The organism is Phenylobacterium sp. (assembly GCF_016793225.1).
Lineage (GTDB): Bacteria > Pseudomonadota > Alphaproteobacteria > Caulobacterales > Caulobacteraceae > Phenylobacterium.
Window position 1 is genome coordinate 1 of record NZ_JAEUMN010000085.1, and the last position, 19541, is coordinate 19541.

At 71.6% G+C, this 19541-nt stretch carries 20 protein-coding genes and 1 pseudogene; 13 read left to right on the forward strand and 8 right to left on the reverse strand.

The window, feature by feature from the left end:
- Positions 1-316, forward strand: a pseudogene (gene pyrB / locus JNK30_RS10275) (aspartate carbamoyltransferase catalytic subunit); the annotation flags it as partial.
- Complete coding sequence (gene pyrC, locus JNK30_RS10280) at positions 313-1602, forward strand: dihydroorotase (RefSeq protein ID WP_293482142.1); 1290 nt, start codon at positions 313-315, stop codon at positions 1600-1602. The pseudogene pyrB and the gene pyrC, both read left to right, overlap by 4 nt.
- On the opposite strand, the gene JNK30_RS10285 is transcribed toward pyrC, so the two are convergent.
- A complete protein-coding gene (locus tag JNK30_RS10285; RefSeq protein ID WP_293482143.1) occupies positions 1590-2525 on the reverse strand; it encodes a glycosyltransferase family 2 protein in 936 nt (311 codons plus the stop codon). The genes pyrC and JNK30_RS10285 overlap by 13 nt on opposite strands.
- A gap of 149 nt (positions 2526-2674) precedes the next feature.
- On the opposite strand from JNK30_RS10285, the gene plsY reads away from it, so the two are divergent.
- Both plsY and dprA read left to right on the forward strand, forming a co-directional pair.
- Positions 2675-3328 (forward strand): glycerol-3-phosphate 1-O-acyltransferase PlsY, encoded by a 654-nt coding sequence (gene plsY / locus JNK30_RS10290; protein WP_293482144.1) that lies wholly within the window; start codon positions 2675-2677, stop codon positions 3326-3328.
- Complete coding sequence (dprA, locus tag JNK30_RS10295) at positions 3325-4413, forward strand: DNA-processing protein DprA (RefSeq protein ID WP_293482145.1); 1089 nt, start codon at positions 3325-3327, stop codon at positions 4411-4413. The genes plsY and dprA overlap by 4 nt, the downstream gene beginning before the upstream one ends.
- Before the next feature lie 2 nt (positions 4414-4415).
- Here dprA and JNK30_RS10300 read toward each other — a convergent pair whose 3' ends face one another.
- Complete coding sequence (locus JNK30_RS10300; protein WP_293482146.1) at positions 4416-5132, reverse strand: DUF899 family protein; 717 nt, start codon at positions 5130-5132, stop codon at positions 4416-4418.
- Positions 5129-5701 (reverse strand): TetR/AcrR family transcriptional regulator, encoded by a 573-nt coding sequence (locus tag JNK30_RS10305; RefSeq protein ID WP_293482147.1) that lies wholly within the window; start codon positions 5699-5701, stop codon positions 5129-5131. Before JNK30_RS10305 ends, JNK30_RS10300 begins: the two co-directional genes overlap by 4 nt.
- A 236-nt stretch (positions 5702-5937) precedes the next feature.
- Here JNK30_RS10305 and topA point away from each other — a divergent pair, with 236 nt between their 5' ends.
- The 3 genes from topA to JNK30_RS10320 all read left to right on the forward strand — a co-directional run bounded on the left by topA (position 5938) and on the right by JNK30_RS10320 (position 10010).
- Positions 5938-8580, forward strand: coding sequence for a type I DNA topoisomerase (topA, locus tag JNK30_RS10310; protein WP_293482148.1), 2643 nt, complete (start codon positions 5938-5940; stop codon positions 8578-8580).
- Positions 8581-8687: 107 nt separating this feature from the next.
- On the forward strand, positions 8688-9143 hold the full coding sequence (locus JNK30_RS10315; protein WP_293482149.1) for a nuclear transport factor 2 family protein: 456 nt from the start codon (positions 8688-8690) through the stop codon (positions 9141-9143).
- Positions 9144-9212: 69 nt separating this feature from the next.
- Positions 9213-10010, forward strand: coding sequence for an alpha/beta hydrolase (locus JNK30_RS10320; protein ID WP_293482150.1), 798 nt, complete (start codon positions 9213-9215; stop codon positions 10008-10010).
- Here the strand turns inward: JNK30_RS10320 and JNK30_RS10325 are convergent.
- Positions 9977-10525 carry a hypothetical protein gene (locus JNK30_RS10325; protein ID WP_293482151.1) on the reverse strand — a complete coding sequence of 183 codons (549 nt, stop codon included), beginning with the start codon at positions 10523-10525 and terminating at the stop codon, positions 9977-9979. The two genes, JNK30_RS10320 and JNK30_RS10325, sit on opposite strands and share 34 nt — an antisense overlap.
- Complete coding sequence (locus JNK30_RS10330) at positions 10525-11715, reverse strand: iron-containing alcohol dehydrogenase (RefSeq protein WP_293482152.1); 1191 nt, start codon at positions 11713-11715, stop codon at positions 10525-10527. Before JNK30_RS10330 ends, JNK30_RS10325 begins: the two co-directional genes overlap by 1 nt.
- Positions 11716-11720: 5 nt before the next feature.
- On the opposite strand from JNK30_RS10330, the gene rnr reads away from it, so the two are divergent.
- The 3 genes from rnr to rpmG all read left to right on the forward strand — a co-directional run bounded on the left by rnr (position 11721) and on the right by rpmG (position 15057).
- Positions 11721-14015, forward strand: a complete 2295-nt coding sequence (gene rnr / locus JNK30_RS10335; RefSeq protein WP_293482153.1) for a ribonuclease R — start codon at positions 11721-11723, stop codon at positions 14013-14015.
- Positions 14016-14074: 59 nt separating this feature from the next.
- Positions 14075-14788 carry an NUDIX hydrolase gene (locus JNK30_RS10340; RefSeq protein ID WP_293482154.1) on the forward strand — a complete coding sequence of 238 codons (714 nt, stop codon included), beginning with the start codon at positions 14075-14077 and terminating at the stop codon, positions 14786-14788.
- Between the two features lie 101 nt (positions 14789-14889).
- On the forward strand, positions 14890-15057 hold the full coding sequence (gene rpmG / locus JNK30_RS10345) for a 50S ribosomal protein L33 (RefSeq protein WP_293482155.1): 168 nt from the start codon (positions 14890-14892) through the stop codon (positions 15055-15057).
- 75 nt (positions 15058-15132) lie between these two features.
- Here rpmG and JNK30_RS10350 read toward each other — a convergent pair whose 3' ends face one another.
- The gene (locus JNK30_RS10350) at positions 15133-15504 is read right to left on the reverse strand and encodes a hypothetical protein (RefSeq protein ID WP_293482156.1); all 372 of its coding nucleotides are present in this window, start codon (positions 15502-15504) and stop codon (positions 15133-15135) included.
- Positions 15505-15712: 208 nt separating this feature from the next.
- Between JNK30_RS10350 and JNK30_RS10355 the strand changes: the two genes are divergently transcribed.
- On the forward strand, positions 15713-16483 hold the full coding sequence (locus tag JNK30_RS10355) for a phytanoyl-CoA dioxygenase family protein (protein WP_293482157.1): 771 nt from the start codon (positions 15713-15715) through the stop codon (positions 16481-16483).
- A 12-nt stretch (positions 16484-16495) separates the two neighbouring features.
- On the opposite strand, the gene JNK30_RS10360 is transcribed toward JNK30_RS10355, so the two are convergent.
- On the reverse strand, positions 16496-17860 hold the full coding sequence (locus JNK30_RS10360; RefSeq protein WP_293482158.1) for a PleD family two-component system response regulator: 1365 nt from the start codon (positions 17858-17860) through the stop codon (positions 16496-16498).
- 1 nt (position 17861) lies between these two features.
- The gene (locus JNK30_RS10365) at positions 17862-18227 is read right to left on the reverse strand and encodes a response regulator (protein WP_293364348.1); all 366 of its coding nucleotides are present in this window, start codon (positions 18225-18227) and stop codon (positions 17862-17864) included.
- 107 nt (positions 18228-18334) lie between these two features.
- Here JNK30_RS10365 and JNK30_RS10370 point away from each other — a divergent pair, with 107 nt between their 5' ends.
- On the forward strand, positions 18335-18991 hold the full coding sequence (locus JNK30_RS10370; protein WP_293482159.1) for a hypothetical protein: 657 nt from the start codon (positions 18335-18337) through the stop codon (positions 18989-18991).
- A 44-nt stretch (positions 18992-19035) separates the two neighbouring features.
- On the forward strand, positions 19036-19541 hold a 506-nt coding region (locus JNK30_RS10375), incomplete at its 3' end, for an ROK family protein (protein WP_293482160.1).

Genomic DNA, 19541 nt, shown 5'->3' on the forward strand with positions numbered 1-19541 from the left:
CGACCTGCGCAAAGGCATCGCCGGCTGCGACGTGGTGATGATGCTGCGCCTGCAACTCGAGCGGATGGACGGGGTCATGGCGCCGTCGCAGCGGGAGTACTTCCGCTTCTTCGGCCTCGACCGCGAGAAGCTGGCCTTCGCCGCGCCGCACGTGCGGGTGATGCACCCGGGCCCGATGAACCGTGGCGTCGAGATCGATTCCGACGTCGCCGACGACCTCTCGGTGAGCCTCATCCAGGATCAGGTGGAGATGGGGGTGGCCGCGCGGATGGCCGTCCTGACCTCGCTGGCCGCCCGGCTGGAGAACGACCGGTGAGCCGGCCCCTCGCCTTCACGAACGCGCGGCTGGTGGATCCCGCGAGCGGGTACGACGGGCCCGGCGCGGTGCTCGTGACCGAGGGCGTGGTCGCCGACGTCGTGCGCCGGCCAGACCCCGGCGCCCTCTCCGCCGACGTCGAGGTCGTGGACGCGCAGGGCGCGCTGCTCATCCCCGGGTTGATCGACCTGCGGGTCAAGACGGGCGAGCCCGGCGCCGAGCCCAAGGAGACCCTGAAGTCGGCCGCGCTCGCCGCGGCCGCCGGCGGGGTCACCACGATCGTCGTCCAGCCCGACACCCATCCCGTGATGGACGAGCCGGCGGTGGTGGACTTCATCCTCCGCCGCACGCGCGACATCGAGCTGATCAACGTCTACCCCGCCGGCGCGGCCACCAAGGGCTGCGAAGGCCAGCGCATGGCCGAGATCGGCCTGATGCACGAGGCCGGCTGCCTCTATGTGACCGACGCCGACCGCCCCATCGTCGATTCCAAGGTGCTGCGCCGCGTCCTCAGCTACGCCAAGGCGTTCGGCGTGCCCGTGGCCCACCGGCCGGCGGACCCGTGGCTTTCGGCGGGCGCCGCGGCCAGCGAGGGCGAGTTCGCCGCCCGCATGGGACTGCCGTCGGTCCCGGCGGTGGCCGAGAAGATCATGCTGGAGCGCGACCTGGCGCTCGTCGAACTCACCGGCGCACAGCTCATCGTGGACCAGGTGACCACCGCCGCGGCGCTGGACAGCCTGCGGCGCGGGCTGGACCGCGGCCTGCCGGTGACCGCGACCACCTCGATCAACCACCTGTCCTTCAACGAGCTCGACATCGGCGACTACCGCACCTTCTGCAAGCTGGACCCCCCGCTGCGTTCGGAGGACGACCGGCAGGCGGTGATCGACGCGGTGGCCTCGGGCCTGATCCAGGTGATCGTCTCGGCGCACGCGCCCGCGCCCGCCGAGGACAAGCGCCTGCCCTACGACGAAGCCGCGCCCGGCGCCGTGGGCCTGCAGACGCTGCTGGCCGCGCTGCTGGCCTTCCACCACGAGGGCCGCATCCCGCTCATCGACCTGATCCGCACGGTCACCGCGGCCCCCGCAGACCTGCTGGGTCTCCCGGCGGGGCGCATCGCCAAGGGCGCCCCGGCAGACCTGGTGCTCGCCAGCCTGGATACGCCGGTCCACATCGACGCCGACAAGCTCGTCTCGAAGTCGAAGAACTCGCCGTTCGACGGGCGGCGGCTGCAGGGCAAGGTCCTGCGCACGCTGGTGGACGGCCGGACGGTCTACGCCGCCTGAACCCCGGCGACGAAGTCGAGGTAGGCCTCGCTCGCCTGGATGATGTCGTGGGCCAGGAGCTGGTCCGGGCCCCGGTAGCGAAGCGAGCGTTCGTCCCTCAGGACGAGACCTCCGTCCGCCCCGAGGCCGTCGCGATAGGCGCGGTACTCCCGCGAGCCCCCGTAGTGCTGCCCTTCGTCGATCGCGACCGCGACGCGCTCGGGGAAGTCGCTGAGGAACTTGAAATGAAGGAGCGCCGCCAGCATCGGCGGCAGCGACAGCGGCGTGATCGCATGCGTCGCCATGAGGTAGCGGCGGCCGCGCCGCCACTTCACCAGCGGAACCTTGCTGAGCACCGGCGGGCGGGGCTGGTAGGCCGTGAAGTCGAACAGCCGCGCCCGGGGGCCCCCGTGGAACTGCACGTGCGGGAACGGGCCGGCGCGCACCGCGTGGTAGGGTCCCGGATCGAACCATGGGCAGGTCTCCACGAGGGGGTCTCCGGGCGTGTGGACCGCCTCGCGCACGTCGCCGCCGCCGAACATGTCGAGCATCAGCGCCAGCAGCCCCTCGGCCCCCTGCCCGTCGAGAAACCGGCACAGCTGGCGCAACCCGACGCGGTCGAAGGCGGGGAAGACGAACTGCTCGTCGGCGTCCACCGTCAGCGTCCAGTGGCCATCGCAGTAGGCGTCCAGGACGGCGTTCACCCAGCCGAGCCTGCGTGCGGCGAACCTGCCCTCGCCCGTCAGAAGGTGGGCGTCCGGCTGGGCGGCCACGAACGCCCGAGTCCCGTCCGTCGAGCCGTCGTCGATGACCAGGAACCGATCCACGCCGAGGGCGCGATGGTGGTCGAGCACGGACTGCAGCCGCAGCATCTCGTTGCGCACGACCAGGCACGCCCGGATTTCGCCGGGCCGGTCGGGTACGGACCGTCCCTCCAGCCGCATACTTCTTCTCCCGCTCCCCGCGAGTTCGCCTAGCAGGGCGCGACAGACAACGGAAGCTTGACGTTCACCATTAGTTCCCCTTTGCTGGGGCGGGGAGACGAACAGCGCGGCGCGCGTTAGGACGGTTCGGCGAACAAGGGGGGGCCGTCATGTCGCAAGTCCTGGGACCATTGGAGATCGGCGCGGCCGTGGCCGGCGGCTACGTGCTGGGATCAATCCCCTTCGGCGTGATCGCCACGCGGTTGGGCGGCGCCGGCGACCTGCGCAAGGTGGGGTCCGGCAACATCGGGGCGACCAACGTCCTGCGGACGGGCCGGCGCGACCTGGCGCTGATCACGCTGCTGGGCGACGGCGGCAAGGGCGCGGTCGCGGTCCTGCTGGCATGGCTGGCCACCCGCGGCGGAACGGTCGAGCAGCAGGCGGTGCTGACATCGCTCGCCGCCGGCGCGGCCTTCCTGGGCCACCTGTTTCCCGTCTGGCTGGGGTTCAGGGGCGGCAAGGGGGTCGCCACTTTCTTCGGGACGCTGCTCGCCGCGGCCTGGCCGGTGGGCCTTGCGGCCGCGGCCGCCTGGCTGATCACGGCCTTCCTGTTCCGGATCTCGTCGCTGGCGGCGCTCGTGGCCGTGGCCCTGGCGCCGGCGCTCGCCTTGGCGCTGGGACGGCCGAAGCCGATCGCGCTGCTGGCCCTCTTCATGGCGCTGCTGGTGTACGTGCGACACATCGAGAACATCCGCCGCCTGCTAAAGGGACAGGAGCCCCGTATCGGCGCCGGCAAGGCCGCCCCGGAGATGACCGAGGGGTGATCCGCACGCTCACCGACGCCCAACGCCGCGACTGGCTGCGGCTGGCCCGCACCGAGAACGTGGGCCCGGTGACGTTCGATCAGCTCATCACCCGCTACGGCGAGCCCGCGATCGCGTTGGCCGCCCTCCCCGACCTGGCGCGGCGCGGGGGACGGAGCGGCCTGCGGATCCCGGCCGCCACCGAAGCCGAGGCCGAACTGGCGGCCGGCGAGGCGCTCGGCGCGCGCATGATCGCCGCGTGCGAACCCGACTTCCCGCCGGCCCTGGCCGCCCTGGACCCGCCGCCGCCGCTGATCTGGACGCGCGGCGACCCGTCGATCCTCGACCGGCGGACGGTGGCCATCGTCGGCGCCCGCGTCGCCTCGGCGGCGGGCCAGCGGTTCGCCCGCGGGCTCGCCGCCGATCTCGGACAGGCCGGCTGCGTCGTCGTCTCAGGCATGGCCCGCGGCATCGACGCCGCCGCGCACGAGGGCTCCCTCCCCACCGGCGCCGTCGCCGTCCTGGGGGGCGGCGTGGACGACGTCTACCCGCCCGAACATCGGGGACTCTACGAACGCCTCGTCGAGCAGGGCTGCATCGTTTCGGAGAGCGAGCCGGGCCGCACCGCCGTGGCACGCGACTTCCCGCGCCGCAACCGGATCATCGCCGGCCTCGCGCGCGCCGTCGTGGTCGTCGAGGCCGAGTTCCGATCGGGCTCCCTGATCACCGCGCGCCTCGCCAACGAGCAGGGACGCGAGGTGCTGGCCGTTCCCGGCTCGCCGCTCGACCCCCGCGCCAAGGGAACCAACGACCTGATCCGCCAAGGCGCGGCGCTCTGCGAAGGGGTGGACGACGTCCTGCGCGCCCTGGAGGGCCTCCGAGGCTTCAGGGAGCCCGAGCGCGCCGCCTTCCGCGGCCCCTCCTGCGAACCGGACGACGCGCTGCGGGAACGGCTCGCGGCGCTTCTGTCCCCCACGCCGGTCAGCCGGGACGAGCTGGTGCGCGCGACGGGCGCGCCGGCGCCCCTGGTGTTCGCTGCCCTGATGGAGCTTTCGCTCGCCGGCCGCGCCGAACTGCTGCCCGGCGGCATGGTCGCGACGACCTGAGGTCAGGCGCGGTCGTCGAGGCCCGGATACCAGGTCGGGGGCCGGCCGCCGGGCGTCATGTCGAGGATCGCCCACAGCGGAGCCGGGTCGGGCGCGCCGCGGGGGTCCTGGCCGGGATCGGCCGTCTGCCCCGTCATCTCCCCTGACCAGAAGTGGCGCAGATCGCCGTCCCGACGGGTGAAGACGTTCATGGCCGGAACCTCCTCGCCGCCGGGCAGGAGCGCGAACCAGGCCCGCGAGAACGCCCCGTCCAGGTCCTGGTAGAGCCGCAGGTCGCGCCAGCCCCGCTGCGCTTTCCAGGCCCTGAGGCGCTCGATGGGCGACCGCGCGACCACCGCCAGCGAGATCTGGCGCCCGGCGGAGCCGGCGTTCCCGTCCCAGGCATCGAGCAGGCTGGTGCACATCGGACAAGGACGCTCGCGCTGAGGGCCGAACATGTAGCTGTAGGTCACCAGCGTGTCGTGGGGGCCGAACAGACCGGCCAGATCCGTCTCCAGGCCGTCTTCGCCGACGAAGCGATAGCTGTCCGCAACCTCCGCGCCGGGCGGCAGCGCCCGCCGCATCTGGGCCACGCGCTCGATGTGTCGGCGAAGCTCGATCTCCTCCGCGAGCAGCGCGGTCCTTGCCTTGCGGTACTCGGCGCTCTCGCCGGGGATCCGGACAGGATTGTCGCGCGCGAGCTGTTCGGCCGGCGGCAGGTCGGGTGAGATGGCGTTCATAGGGGACTCCTGGGGACTGAGGACTCGAAGATCTGCTCGAGGTAGCGGCGCAGGTGAGCCAGGGCGCGGCGGGCCGGCTCGGGATCCCCCGCGGCCTTCGCGAGGATCAGGCCGCCCTGCACGACCGCCTGAACGTGGTCGGCCAGGCTCTGCGCCGACCATTCGGTCGTGATCCCCCGCGAGGCCAGCGCCTCGGCCGCCAACGCCGCGAGGTCTTCGCCATGAGCGTCGATCGCCACCGCCGCCGCCGCCGTGAGGCGCGGATGGGTCTGGTGGACCTCCTGCACCAGGGTCGCTGCGAAACAGCCGCAGCCGATCACGGGTGTCGAGAGGATGGACATCCGAAAGTCGACGTAGCCCAGCAACCGCTGGAGCGGGTCGGGATGCGCCCTGAACGGCGCGGCGCCGAAGAGCGTCTCCACATGCGTCGCCCATTGGGCCGCGGCCGCCTCCGCCGCGTCTTCCTTGCTGGCGAAATGGTGGAAGAAGCTGCCTTTGCTGACCCCGGCGGCGGCGCAGATGTCCTCCACCCGCGTGGCCGCGTAGCCCTTGGTCCGGACGAGATCCACGACAGCTCCGGCCAGCCGGTCACGAGACGACGATAGCGAGGCGCTCATGAGCGTACCAACTGGTCGGTATGGCGTCCTGTTCCCAGGCTGGCCGGCGCACGGTGCACGCCGCCACGGGAAACGGACATATCGGAGCCCCCTAAGGGGGCTCGCCGGGGCGGCGTGAATCCGCGCCGTTGACACGCCGCAGGGAGCGCCCCCACCTTCCGCGCCTTCGCAGGGACAGCCACGCCTAAATGAACGTCGTCATCGTCGAGAGCCCGGCCAAGGCCAAGACCATCAACAAGTACCTGGGCTCGGACTACAAGGTGCTGGCCAGCTACGGCCACGTCCGCGACCTGCCCGCGAAGGACGGCTCGGTGCGCCCGGACCAGGACTTCGACATGTCCTGGGAAGTGGACGGCAAGGCGGCCAAGCGCCTCTCGGAGATCGCCGAGGCCGCCAAGGGCGCGGACAAGCTGATCCTGGCCACCGACCCCGACCGCGAGGGCGAGGCCATCAGCTGGCACGTGCTGGAGGTGCTGCAGAAGAAGCGGGCCATCAAGGGCGCCGAGGTGCAGCGGGTGGTCTTCAACGCCATCACCAAGTCGGCCGTCACCGAGGCGATGGCCAACCCGCGCGACATCGACATGGAGCTGGTCGAGGCCTACCTCGCCCGCCGCGCCCTGGACTACCTCGTCGGCTTCACGCTCTCGCCGGTGCTGTGGCGCAAGCTGCCCGGCGCACGCTCGGCCGGCCGCGTGCAGTCGGTGGCCCTGCGCCTCGTCGTCGAGCGCGAGCTGGAGATCGAGCGGTTCAAGAGCCAGGAATACTGGACGGTCGAGGCCGAGGTCGCCGCCGGCGGCGACCCCTTCACCGCCCGCCTCGTCAAGCACCAGGGCAAGCGCCTGACGAAGTTCGACCTCGCCAACGAGGCCAGCGCCTTCGCCGCGCGCGACGCGGTCAAGGCCGCGACGTTCAAGGTGGCCTCGGTCGAGCGTAAGCCCGGCCGCCGCTCCCCGCCCCCGCCCTTCACCACCTCGACCCTGCAGCAGGAGGCCGCCCGCAAGCTCGGCTTCAACGCCCAGCGCACGATGCAGACGGCGCAGAAGCTCTACGAGGGCGTCGACATCGGCGGCGAGACCGTGGGCCTGATCACCTACATGCGGACCGACGGCGTCCAGACGGCCCCCGAGGCGCTGGACGAGGCGCGCGCCGTCATCGGCGGGCTCTACGGCAAGGAATATGTGCCCGAGAAGCCGCGGTTCTACTCCACCAAGGCCAAGAACGCCCAGGAGGCGCACGAGGCGATCCGCCCGACCAGTCTCGCTCGCAACCCGGGCAAGCTGCGCCTCGAGGGCGACCTGGGCCGTCTCTACGAGCTGATCTGGAAGCGCATGATCGCCTCGCAGATGGAGGCGGCCCGGATCGAGGACACCAACATCAACCTCGAAAGCGCCGACGGCCAGACGGGCCTGCGCGCCACGGGCCGCGTGGTGACCTTCCCGGGCTACCTGGCCGTCTACGAGGAAGGCCGCGACGACCCCGAGGACGAGGAAGGCGGCCGGCTGCCGCAGGTGGCCGAGGGCGCCGAGGCCAAGGTCCGCTCGGCCAAGGCCGACCAGCATTTCACCGAACCGCCGCCGCGCTACTCCGAAGCCAGCCTGGTGAAGAAGATGGAGGAGCTGGGCATCGGCCGGCCCTCGACCTACGCCTCGATCCTGACGGTGCTGCGCGACCGCGCCTATGTGCGGATGGAGAAGCAGCGGTTCGTGCCCGAGGACCAGGGCCGGATGCTCATCGCCTTCCTGGGCGAGTTCTTCGAGCGCTACGTCGAGTACGACTTCACCGCCGGCCTCGAGGAGCGCCTCGACCTGGTCTCGGCCGGCGAGCTCGACTGGAAGGTCCTCCTCCGCGAGTTCTGGACCGAGTTCAACGCCAAGATCGGCGAGACGGCCGACCTGAAGATCAGCGACGTCCTCACCGCGCTCGACCGCGTGCTGGGCCCGCACCTGTTCCCGGACAAGCCCGACGGGTCCGACCCGCGCGCCTGCCCGACCTGCGGCACGGGCCGGATGGCGCTGAAGTCCAGCCGCTACGGTCCCTTCCTGGGCTGCTCCAACTATCCGGAGTGCCGCTACACGCGGCCGATCGGCGTGCAGGCCGAGGGCGAGGACGCCGCCGCGGGCGACCGCGAACTGGGCGTCGACCCGGTGACGGGCGAAACCGTCTACCTCAAGACCGGCCGCTTCGGCGTCTACGTCCAGCTCGGGTCGGGCGAGAAGCCCAAGCGGGCCAGCCTGCCCAAGGGCTGGAGCGCCCCCGACATGGACCTGGAGAAGGCCCTGCGCCTTCTGCGCCTGCCCCGGGAGGTCGGAATGCACCCGGAGGACGGCAAGCCGATCCTGGCCGGCATCGGCCGCTTCGGCCCCTTCGTGCTGCACGAGGGCGTCTACGCCAACCTGCCGACCGTGGACGAGGTGTTCGAGGTGGGGGTGAACCGCGCCGTCGACCTGATCGCCACCAAGCGCGCCGGGCGCCGCGGCGGGGCCGAGGCCGCCGCGCTGAAGGAGCTGGGGCCCCACCCGGTCGATGGCCAGCCGGTCCGGGTGCTCTCAGGCCGCTACGGCCCGTACATCAAGCACGGCTCCACCAACGCCAACGTCCCGCGGGGCGCCGATCCGCTCTCGGTGACGATGGAGCAGGCGGTGGCGCTGATCGCCGAGCGCGAGGCCAAGGGCGGCGGCAAGAAGGGCAAGAAGCCGGCGCGGGCCGCGGCCGCCAAGACCGAGGACGGCGCGAAGGCCGCGAAGAAGCCGGCCAAGAAGGCGGCCGCCAAGAAGAAGGCCGCGCCCAAAGCCAAGGCGAGCGCGATCGACGACGACGAGGCGCCCTTCTAGGCGGGGCCGATCAGTCGAAGTCGCGGCGCGAGTACGTCGTGATCATCCCAGGCTTGGTCCAGGAATCGGCGCTTGCGGGTTGGGTGACTCTACTGAGGGGGCAACGGATGGGCGATGACGCAATGGGCGAGACACCGGAGGCCAAGAAGGCTGTGTTCCGGCGACTGGTGGAACTCTATGCGACAGCCGATGTGGACGCACTCGAAGCCCTCGTGGCCCCAGACTATGTCGGACACACCGCCGCCGGCGATCGTGACTGGGCGGAGTTTCGGCAGAGCATCCTCAACTTCCACCAGCTGTTCGACTATTCGCCGGACTCCTTCACCGTCGAAGACCAGTTCGTCGACGGCGACAAGGTTGCGAGCCGCATGATTGCGCGTGTGCGCAACCGTGAAACGGGCGAGCCGATGAGCATGATCGGTATCAACCTTGCTGTGATCAGGGGTGGGAAGATTCGGGAGGAGTGGAACACCTGGGAAGTGATGGCGGATGTTGCGCACAGCAACGACGCAGGATCGGACAGCGGGTCGCTGTCGGTCCGCGGAGCGTCGAAATCCGCATAAGTCCTCGCGCCGCGACGCGCGCGCGACGGCGGGATGACGAGCGGTGCAGAAGGCCGCTAGGCTGCTTCCATGCCGAACGCCACCCTTGACGGTCTGAGCTTCTATTACGAACGCGCCGGTTCCGGGCCGCCGCTGCTGTTCATCTCTGGGACGGGCGGCGACCTGCGGGTGCAGCCGAACGTCTTCGCCTCGCCGCTGGCCAAGGCGTTCGACCTCCTCGCCTATGACCAGCGCGGCCTGGGGCGCACCGGCAAGCCCGAGGGGCCCTACACCATGGCGCAGTACGCCGACGACGCGGCCGCGCTGATGGCCGACCAGGGCTGGGACGACGCCCTCGTCGTCGGAGTGTCCTTCGGGGGCATGGTGGCGCAGGAGCTGGTGCTCCGGCATCCGCGCCGGGTGCGCCGGCTGGTGCTGGCCTGCACATCACCGGGGGGCGCGGGCGGGGCCTCGTTCCCCTTCCACGAGATCGAGCACCTGAAGGGCGAGGAACGCGCCCGCCACCTCATGCCCATCAGCGACACGCGCCGGGACGCGGCCTGGCAGAAGGCGAATCCCGAGGACTACGAGCGCTTCGTCCAGCTCGCCGCGGCCGATCCCTACGCCGGGGAGCCCGGCCGGGCCGAGGGCGCGTGGAACCAGCTGGAGGCCCGCTCGCACCATGACACCTGGGATCGCCTGCCGCAGATCGACTGCCCCGTCCTGATCGCCGCGGGGCGCTACGACGGCATCGCCCTGCCCGCGACGCAGGAACGGATGGCGGCGCGCATCCCTGGCGCCGAGCTCCGCTGGTTCGAGGGCGGCCACCTCTTCATGATCCAGGATCGCGCCGCCTATCCGGCCATCATCGCCTTCCTCACGGCCTGACCGCGCGGCGACAGGCGGTAGCCGACCTCGAGGCTCTCGGTGAGGCCCAGGGCCTTCAGCTTGCGCACGTCCTGCTTGAAGGGAAGCGTCTCGCGCCCGAGCATCGCCGCGAGGTCGCCGGCGCGGCGGGCGGGGTGCTCCGCGATCAGGTCGAGCACGCGGGCAGTCCAGGGGCCGCGCGCGTCCAGCCGCCGGAGCGCCGCCAGGACGCCGGTGAGGTCGGTGTCTTCCCGCAAGGCGGCGCGCGGGTCGGCGCCCAGGAACCGGACGCGGATCCGGTAGAGGGTGCCCTCCCCCGCCAGTTCCGAGCAGGCGGCGGCCGCCGAGGGATAGCCGGCGGACACGGCGTCGGCGTCCGTCACCGCCTCGACCGCCTCCACCTGGTCGATCGCCAGCTGGCCCAGCGCGGTGTTCAGCGTCCCACCCGACCGCACGGTCGGCCGCCTCCAGCGCCGCAGGACGACGCTCAGCTCGCCGCGCCGGATCGCCTCCAGCTGCGCCATCTTCAGCAGCATCAGCCGGCCGCCATTTCGAGGATCTCCACAAGGTCCTCCGGGCCCGCGATGGGCCTCGGGCTCGTTCGCACCCCGTTGTCGTGCATCGTGTGCTCGGCGATGGCCTGGAACGACTCGCGGCCGACGCCGGCGCTCTTGAGATCGGCAGGCAGGCCCAGCCTGCGCACGAGCGCGCCGACGCCCTCCGCAGCGGACGCCGACCCGAGCGCCCGCGCCACCAGCGCCTGCTGCGCGCCGGCCGCAGGAGCCGTCCACGCCAGGACCGCCGGCAGGATCACGCACGAGGTGATCCCGTGCGGCACGCCGTAGGTTCCGCCCAGGGTGTGGCCGAGCGCGTGGCTGGGTCCCATGCCTCGGCCCGAGCCGACGCCTGCGATCGCGTGCCACATGCCGAACTGGCACTGCAGCCGGGCTTCCAGGTCCTGGGGCGCGGCCTTCGTGGCCAGGAGCCCCTGGGCCAGCCGCGCCAGGCCGTCGGCGGCCAGGGCGTCGGCGTACGGCGCACGCTGCGGATTGCAGAGCTGCTCCACCGCGTGGTCGACCGCCTTCATGCCGGTGGAGAACCAGAGCTGCCCCGGCGTCGCCAGCGTCACCGCCGGGTCCAAGATCACGGCGCGCGGCGCGAGCAGCGGGTGGGTGTAGCCCTCCTTCGCGCGGCGGGCGACATCGGTGACCCCGGCGAACGGGGTGAACTCGGCCGCCGACAGGGTGGTCGGGATGGCGATCATCCGCACGCCGGCCGGAATCTTCGAGACGTCCACGCGGCCGGGCCCCCGCCCGGCGCGGTAGGCGTCCAGGGCCTGGGCGTCGACGACGTCGGCCCACAGAGCGAGCTGGATAACCTTGGTCGCATCGATCACCGAGCCGCCGCCCAGGGCCACCAGCAGGTCCGCGCCGGTCCGCCGGGCCTCGGCCGCGCCGGCGATCACGCCCTCCCGCGGCGAATGCGCGCCGACGCCGGCGAAGACGCCGACGCAGAGTTCGCCCAGTTCGGCGGCGAACGCCCGGGCCGGCCCGTCGGCCAGCGAACGGGTCGTGGTCACGAGCAGCCGCGAACAGCCCCACGCCCTGGCGAGTTCCTGCGCGACCTCCGCCGCCGGCCGCCCGTAGGTGATCTGGTCCTGTCTGGGGAACCGGTGCGTTCCGGTGAGCATCTGATGGTCCTCCGTCACGCCGAAGGTGCTAAGCACGACCGATGGCTCCCCCGAAGACACCGAAGTCGGCCCGCTTTGCCAAGGGCCTTCCCGACCGCGAAACCCTGCTGAAGTTCATCCGGGAGAGCGGCGAGACCGACAAGGCCGCGATCGCCCGGGCGTTCGGCCTGAAGGGCGAGGACCGCCGGGCGCTGCGGCACATGCTGAACCAGCTGCAGGACGACGGAACGCTGGGCAAGCGCGGCCGCCGCGGACTTGCCGAGGCCGGCGCCCTGCCGGAGGTGGGCGTGGCCGACGTGGTCGAGCGCGACACCGACGGCGACCTTCTGGTCAGGCTCGTCCGCGGCGAGGACGCGCCCCTCGTGCCGCTGGCGCCCGGCGCCGACGTGAAGGGCTCGGCGCCCGGCCTGGGCGACCGGGTCCTCGTGCGGTTCGTGCCCCTGGAGAACGGCGAGTTCGAGGCGCGACTCATCAAGCGCCTGGGCCAGAGCGCCCACCGGATCCTCGGCGTCGTGCGCAAGTCGCGTCGGGAAATCCGCGTCGAGCCGGTGGATCGCCGGTCCAAGGACACCCTGGTCCTGCCCGAGGGCGAGGACGTGCGGGACGGCGACCTCGTGGTGGCGCAGGTCGAGCCGCACGGGCCCCGCTACGGACCCAAGCGCGGCAAGCTGCTGGAGACCGTGGGCCGCGAGGACGACCCGCGCGCCTACTCCCTCATCGCGATCCACGCGCACGGCGTGCCCACGGGCTTCTCCGAGGGGGCCGAAGCCGAGGCCGAGGCGGCCGAGGCGCCCACCCTCGCCGGCCGCGAGGACCTGCGCGACGTGCCGCTGATCACCATCGATCCGCTGGACGCCCGCGACCACGACGACGCGGTCTACGCGCACCCGGACGACGACCCCAAGAACCCTGGCGGCTGGGTCTGCTGGGTGGCCATCGCCGACGTGGCCGCCTACGTCCGCCCCGGCTCCGAGCTCGACCGCATCGCCCGCGACAAGGGCAACAGCGCCTACTTCCCCGACCGCGTGGAGCCGATGCTCCCCGAACGGCTCTCGAACGGCCTCTGCTCGCTGCGCGAAGGCGAGAACCGCGCCTGCCTGGCGGTGCGCATGGTGTTCGGGGCGGACGGCCGCAAGCGCAACCACCGCTTCGTCCGCGGACTGATGCGCTCGGCGGCGAAACTGGCTTACGAACAGGCGCAGGCCGCCATCGACGGAGCGCCCGACGACAAGACCGGCCCGCTGCTGGAGCCCGTCCTGAAGCCGCTCTGGGCCGCCTACGCCTGCCTGAAGAAGGGCCGCGACGCCCGTTCGCCCCTCGCCATCGAGAGCCTCGAGCGCAAGATCGCCATCAGCCGGGAGGGCGAGATCGCGGCGATCACGCCGCGCGCCACGCTCGACGCGAACCGGCTGATCGAGGAGTTCATGATCCAGGCCAACGTCTGCGCCGCCGAGACGCTGGAGGAGAAGCGGACGCCGCTGATCTACCGCATCCACGACCAGCCGAGCCCGGAGAAGCTGCAGGCGCTGGGCGACTTCCTGGGCTCCATCGGGATGCCCTGGACCAAGGGCGAGGCGCCGCGCACCGAGCGGTTCAACCGTCTCCTGGACGAGACCCGCGACGGGCCGCACGCCGACATCGTCAACGAGGTGGTCCTGCGCACGCAGATGCAGGCGGTCTATTCCAGCGAGAACATCGGCCACTACGGGCTGAACCTGACGAAGTACGCGCACTTCACCTCGCCCATCCGCCGCTACGCCGACCTGATCGTGCATCGCGCCCTGGTGACCGCGCTGAAGCTCGGGAGCGACGGCCTGTCGGAGTTCGACATCGCCAAGATGAAGGACACCGCCGAGCTGATCTCCTTCGCCGAGCGGCGCGCCATGGCGGCGGAGCGCGATGCGACCGACCGCTACGTGGCCGCGTTCCTCGCCGACCGGGTGGGCGCGGAGTTCGACGGCAAGATCACGGGCGTCACCCGCTTCGGCCTTTTCGTGCGCCTGGCCGAGACGGGCGCAGACGGCCTCGTCCCCGTCAGCACCCTGGGCGGCGAGTACTTCGTCCACGACGACCGGACCCACGCGCTCGTGGGCGAGCGGACCGGGGCGCGCTGGCCGCTGGGCATGTCGGTCCAGGTGCGGCTCCGCGAAGCGACGCCCATCACCGGCGGGCTGGTCTTCGAGATGCTGAGCGACCCCGCCCCGCCCGACGACTCGATGCCGCGACCGCGACTCGGCGTGCGCGGCCGAGGCGGGGGACCGCCCAGGCCCCGCCCGGGCCGTCCCCCGGGCATCCGCACCGGACGCAAGAAGAAGATGGGCGGCAAGCGGCGTTGAGCCGCGTTCCGCAAGGGCGCCCTTTCCTCCGGTCCGCCGCAAGTCATACAGTTGTTCGCATGTCCGAGAGCGCCACCATCGTCCACAAGCCGGAAGGCCCGCCCCGCATCGCCGGCCAGCGCGCCGTGCGTCCGAAGAACGCCGCCACGGTGATGATCATCCGCCGCGACGCGAAGAAGCCGCGGGTGCTGATGGGCCGCCGCCACGGCGGCCACAGCTTCATGCCCGATCGCTGGGTGTTCCCGGGCGGACGGATCGACCGCGCCGACTACCGGGCGCCCTACGCCACCGACCTGCGCACCGACGTGCACGGCCTGTTCGACAAGTACCTCCCCGTCGGCAAGGGCCGCGCCCTGGCCCTGGCGGCGGTCCGCGAGACCTGGGAAGAGGCCGGGCTGCTGCTGGCGCGTCCCGGCGAGGCGCGCGGGACGGGGCCGTGGAAGGACTTCGTCGCCCAGGGCATGCTGCCCGACCTCGACGCCATGGACGTCGTGGCCCGCGCGATCACGCCGCCGTCCGTCGGCAAGCGCTTCGACACCTGGTTCCTGACGGCTGACGCCGAGCGCCTCACCAGCCTGGACCGCCAGGGCGACTGCGGCGAGCTGGATGAGATCGCCTGGGTCGACTTCGACGAGGCGATGGCCCTGCCGCTGCCGGCCGTGACCCGGATCATGATCAAGGAAGCGGTCGCCCGCATGGACGACCCCAACCGCCCGAAGCCGTTCCTGCGCTACAAGACCAACGAAGGCGGCATGCGGCCGGTGGCGCTCTAGCCGCGCACGGTTGACTTCACGGCGCGGATTCGTATTTTCCGCGCCTCCTGAACACCCGCCGGCGGTGCGTATCCGTTTGGCCCCGCCCGAGGACTAGACCCATGGCGAAGCCCGCCTCCATCAAGATCCGCCTGAATTCGACGGCCGACACCGGCTACTTCTACGTGGCCAAGAAGAACGCCCGCACCAAGACCGACAAGCTCGTGCTCAAGAAGTACGACCCGGTGGTGCGCAAGCACGTCGAATTCCGCGAAGGCAAGATCAAGTAGGATCGCCGACCCTGAACCGGTAGACGGAACGCCCGGCCTCACCGCCGGGCGTTTCGCGTTTCAGGCCCGTATGTTTCAGGCCCGCTTGCGGCCCAGAAGGCTCATCGTCACGCCCGCCGCCGCGACGGCGACCAGCCCGGCCAGGATGATCACCAGCTGCCGCTCGGCGGCGTAGTAGCCCCCCAGCGGATCGGCGCTGCTCCAGGCCTGGACGTGGGTGGCCAGCGCCGAGCTGAACAGGCCGACGGCGATGCCCCAGGCGGCCGCCAGCGAACGGTCCGAGCCCCGGCGCAGCGCCCGATAGCCGCCGATCACCAGCACCAGGCCCGCCGCCACGTCGACGCCCCAGGTGAGCCAGTTCTCGAGGTTGTCGAAGTTGCGCGCGACCTGCCCCGCCATGAGCAGCGCGCCGACAGCGATCGCCATGAAGCTTGCCAAGCGAAGCATGTTCCGGTCCCCCGACCTCTGCCGCCAGCCTAGCCGAGAGTGTCACCGTCCGCAGCCGGCTTGACAACAGGCGACTACGGACCGAGCGTGATCGGGACCACCCGCGCCTTGCGGGGTCGCCGTGGGGACGCCCCGCGGTGAATAGGTGGAACGGCCGGCCGGCCGCGACGCCCATTCACCGCGGGGCGCTTTCGTTCTGGAGCCTCCCATGGAGCATCCCGGCCTCTCCCCGGACCAGCTCGACCGCTACGCTTCGGAAGGCGTCGCCCACCTGCCGGCTGCGGTGGCCCCCGAAGACGTCGCCGCCCTCTCGGAGGTGGTCTGGCGGCGCCTTCGCGTCGGTCACGGCATATTCCGCGACCGGCCGTCGACCTGGAGGGTTCCCCATCCGGCGCAGCTGGCGGCGCGCACCGACGAGTTGGCGGCCCTCGCCAGCCCCGCGGTCCGCGCGGTGCTGGACCAGTTCCTCGGGGCCGGCGGCTGGACCCCTCCCGATCGCTGGGGCCTGCCGCTGGTCACCCTTCCGGGCTTCGCCGACCGCTGGGACGTCCCGCACAGGAACTGGCACCTGGACCTCGCGGTCTCGGCGAAGGCCCCGGCCGTGGCGCGCGTGTTCGTCCTGCTGGCCGACCACCCGGCGGGCGGCGGGGCGACCGGCTACGTCGCCGGGTCCCACCGGGTCCTGCGCGCGCTCGCGGCGGCAGAGGGTCGCGAGTTCCGTTCCGGCGAGGCCCGGGCGCGCCTGGCGGCGCGGTCGCCCTGGTTCGCCGCCCTCTTCGGCCGCCCCGACGGCCCGGACCGCCGGGCCCGCTTCATGGACGGCTGGGGCGAGGCCGAGGGTGTGCCGGTGCGGGTGTGCGAGATGGCCGGCCGCGCCGGGGACGCCTGGTTCATGGACCCGCACCTGCTGCACGCCACCATGCCCAACGCCGGCGCGAGCCCGCGGATGATGCTGACGGAGTGGATCTACGGCCGGTGAGGCGGACGGATGTCAGGCCGCGCGGGCGATCACGCGGTTGCGGCCGGCCGACTTGGCCTCGTAGACCGCCTCGTCCGCGCGCTTGATGAGGGCGCTGGGCGTGTCGTTGGCGTCCCCGCTGGACGCGACGCCGATCGAGATCGTGACGCTGAGCAGCTCGTCGCCGCCCATGACGCGGAACGGCGCGCCGGCCACGTGGAGACGAATGCGCTCGGCGATCCGGCGGGCGTCCTCCAGGTCCGTGTCGGGCATGACCACCACGAACTCCTCGCCGCCGTGGCGAACGGGCAGGTCGATGGCGCGCACGTTCGACGCCAGCCGCACGGCGAACTCGGCCAGCACCTCGTCGCCCACGTCGTGGCCGAAGCTGTCGTTGACCTTCTTGAAGTGGTCGATGTCGATCACCAGCACCGCCACGGGCTCCCCGCCCCGGCAGGCGCGGCGCATCAGCGCCTCCAGCTGGCCCTGCATGTAGCGGCGGTTGTGCAGGCCGGTGAGCTGGTCGGTCACCGCCAGCTCCAGCGAGTGGTCGAGGTTCGAGCGCAGATAGTCGGTGTAGCGCTTGCGGCGGATCTGGGTGCGCACGCGGGCGGCCAGTTCGCCAGGATCGACCGGGCGCGCCAGGATGTCGTTGACGCCGATCTCCAGCGCCTTCACGGCGCGCGCCCGGTCGTCGATGTCCGTCACGGCGAGGATGGGGATGGAGCGGGTGGCGTCGTCCGAGCGCAGTCCGGCGGCGAACCGCAGGCCGTCGAAGGCCCGGGCGGCGGTGTTGACGATGCACAGGTCCACCGGCCCGCGGGCGGTCAGCGCGGCCTTGTAGGCCTCGGTCTCGACCACGGGACGATGCTCGACGGCCAGCTCGGCGGCCACGCGCTGGGCTTGGCGCTGGTTGTCGTCGACGATCAGGATCCGACCGCCCGAGCCGCCCAGGCGCGAGGCCGCGCCGGCGATGACGCCCATGCGGCGTCCCGAGGCCTCGCGGTCGCGCAGCTCGTCGATGACCGCCTTCAGGCGCACCAGGCTGCGGACGCGCGCGAACAGCATCACGTCGTCGATGGGCTTGGTCAGGAAGTCGTCGGCGCCCGCTTCCAGGCCGGCGACCCGATCGGCGCGGCCGTCCAGCGCGGTCACCAGCACCACGGGCACGTGGCGGGTCAGCGGATCGTCCTTGAGCCGGCGGCAGACGTCGAAGCCGTCCATGCCGGGCATCATCACGTCGAGCAGCACGATGTCGGGCAGTTCGGAGGCCGCGACCGCCAGCGCCGTCGGGCCGTCGTTGGCCGTCAGCACCTCGTAGTACTCGGCTGTCAGCTTGGCCTCGAGCAGGCGCACGTTCGATTCGATGTCATCGACGACGAGGATGCGCGCGGACATGCTAGTTCAGCAGCCGGCGGATGGTTTCGAGAAAGTGGGTCACCGAGATGGGCTTGGAGATATAGGCCTCGCAGCCGCCCTCCCGGATCCGTTCCTCGTCGCCCTTCATGGCGAAGGCGGTGACAGCGACGACCGGGATGTGGGCCAGATCGTCGTCTTCCTTCAGCCACTTGGTGACCTCGAGCCCCGAGATTTCCGGCAGCTGGATGTCCATGAGGATCAGGTCGGGCCGGTGCTCGCGCGCAAGCGACAGCGCCGCAAGACCCTCACGGGTCTCGAGGGTCTCGTACCCCTGGGCTTCGAGCAGATCATGAAACAGCTTCATGTTCAGCTCGTTATCCTCGACGATGAGGACCTTCTTGGCCATTGAGGACCTGACGCTGCTTGGAACGCGGCCGCAATAGGCCCGCCCCACCCTGGCGTGCTTATCGGCCCCAACATCCTTAAACTTCGTTATCCCGACCTGGATCAACCGTGACCGATCGTCCTGACATCGCCGCTCCCCGCCTCGAGACCCTGGGTCTGTCGACAGCGCGGCCCCTCGTGCTGATCGATGTGGACGAGGTCCTTGGCCTGTTCATGCAGGGGTTCGGCGACTACCTGGCCGAGCACGGGCTCGAGATGCGGATCGAGCGGTTTGCGCTGTTCCAGAACATCTACCGCCCCGGCGAGACCCAGCATCTCGATATCGCCGAGGGCAAACGGCACTTCGACGCCTTCTTCAGCGGCCACTGCCACCTGATGGAGCCGGCGCCCGGCGCGATCGACGCTCTGAACCGGCTGGGCAGGTCGGCCGAGATCCTGATCCTGTCCAACGCGCCGGCCGACGCCGAACGGCTGCGGACCGAATGGCTGCGCAAGCACGGGATGGAACATCCGCTGATCCTGAACTCTGGGCCGAAGGGTCCGATCGCCTCGGCGCTGATCGGCCAGACGCCGCACCGGACCGCCTTCGTGGACGACCTGCTGCCCAACCTGGACTCCGTGGCCGACCACTCCCCGCCGACCGCCACCTTCCAGCACGTCGCCGACCTGCGCCTGCGTCCCTATGCGCCGGCATCCGACCGCCATCCGCGCATCGACGACTGGGCGGAGCTGGGCCAGGCGATCGAGGCGGCCGTCCGGGCCTGACGCCGGCGATCCACGAACGGGAACAAATCAGGTATCAAGGCCGGATGATGCGGATCGGCGTGGACTTCGGCGGCACCAAGATCGAGGCGGCGGCTCTGGACGCCCAGGGCCTTATCCGCGCCCGCCTCCGCCGCCCCACGCCCACGGCCTATGACGACCGGCTGGAGGCCGTCCGTGACATCGTGGCCGAGGTCGAGCGCCAGGCCGGCGTGACGGTCGACCGGGTCGGCGTGGGCGGGCCAGGATCGCCCTCCCCGGCCGCCGGGCCGATGCGTAACTCCAACTCGACGATCCTGAACGGCCGCCCCTTCCCCACCGATCTGGCCCGCGTCCTGGGCCGGCAGGTGCGCTACGCCAACGACGCCAACTGCCTGGCGCTGTCCGAGGCGGTCGATGGCGCGGGCGCCGGCCACGACGTGGTGTTCGCCGTCATCCTCGGCACCGGCTGCGGCGCCGGCTTCACGGTCGACCGCCGGCTGGTCGAGGGCCGCAACGGCGTCGCCGGCGAGTGGGGTCACATGCCGCTGCCCAGCTGGCGGCCCGGCGAGCC

Coding starts and splice junctions, on each gene's coding strand:
- JNK30_RS10325 (WP_293482151.1), bottom strand. CDS start 10,525: ATGCTGCTGAAGATGGCGCAGCTGGAGGCGATCCGGCGCGGCGAGCTG.
- JNK30_RS10350 (WP_293482156.1), bottom strand. CDS start 15,504: ATGCTTCGCTTGGCAAGCTTCATGGCGATCGCTGTCGGCGCGCTGCTC.
- JNK30_RS10315 (WP_293482149.1), top strand. CDS start 8,688: ATGGGCGATGACGCAATGGGCGAGACACCGGAGGCCAAGAAGGCTGTG.
- JNK30_RS10340 (WP_293482154.1), top strand. CDS start 14,075: ATGTCCGAGAGCGCCACCATCGTCCACAAGCCGGAAGGCCCGCCCCGC.
- rpmG (WP_293482155.1), top strand. CDS start 14,890: ATGGCGAAGCCCGCCTCCATCAAGATCCGCCTGAATTCGACGGCCGAC.
- JNK30_RS10285 (WP_293482143.1), bottom strand. CDS start 2,525: ATGCGGCTGGAGGGACGGTCCGTACCCGACCGGCCCGGCGAAATCCGG.
- JNK30_RS10355 (WP_293482157.1), top strand. CDS start 15,713: ATGGAGCATCCCGGCCTCTCCCCGGACCAGCTCGACCGCTACGCTTCG.
- JNK30_RS10320 (WP_293482150.1), top strand. CDS start 9,213: ATGCCGAACGCCACCCTTGACGGTCTGAGCTTCTATTACGAACGCGCC.
- JNK30_RS10365 (WP_293364348.1), bottom strand. CDS start 18,227: ATGGCCAAGAAGGTCCTCATCGTCGAGGATAACGAGCTGAACATGAAG.
- rnr (WP_293482153.1), top strand. CDS start 11,721: ATGGCTCCCCCGAAGACACCGAAGTCGGCCCGCTTTGCCAAGGGCCTT.
- plsY (WP_293482144.1), top strand. CDS start 2,675: ATGTCGCAAGTCCTGGGACCATTGGAGATCGGCGCGGCCGTGGCCGGC.
- JNK30_RS10360 (WP_293482158.1), bottom strand. CDS start 17,860: ATGTCCGCGCGCATCCTCGTCGTCGATGACATCGAATCGAACGTGCGC.
- JNK30_RS10300 (WP_293482146.1), bottom strand. CDS start 5,132: ATGAACGCCATCTCACCCGACCTGCCGCCGGCCGAACAGCTCGCGCGC.
- topA (WP_293482148.1), top strand. CDS start 5,938: ATGAACGTCGTCATCGTCGAGAGCCCGGCCAAGGCCAAGACCATCAAC.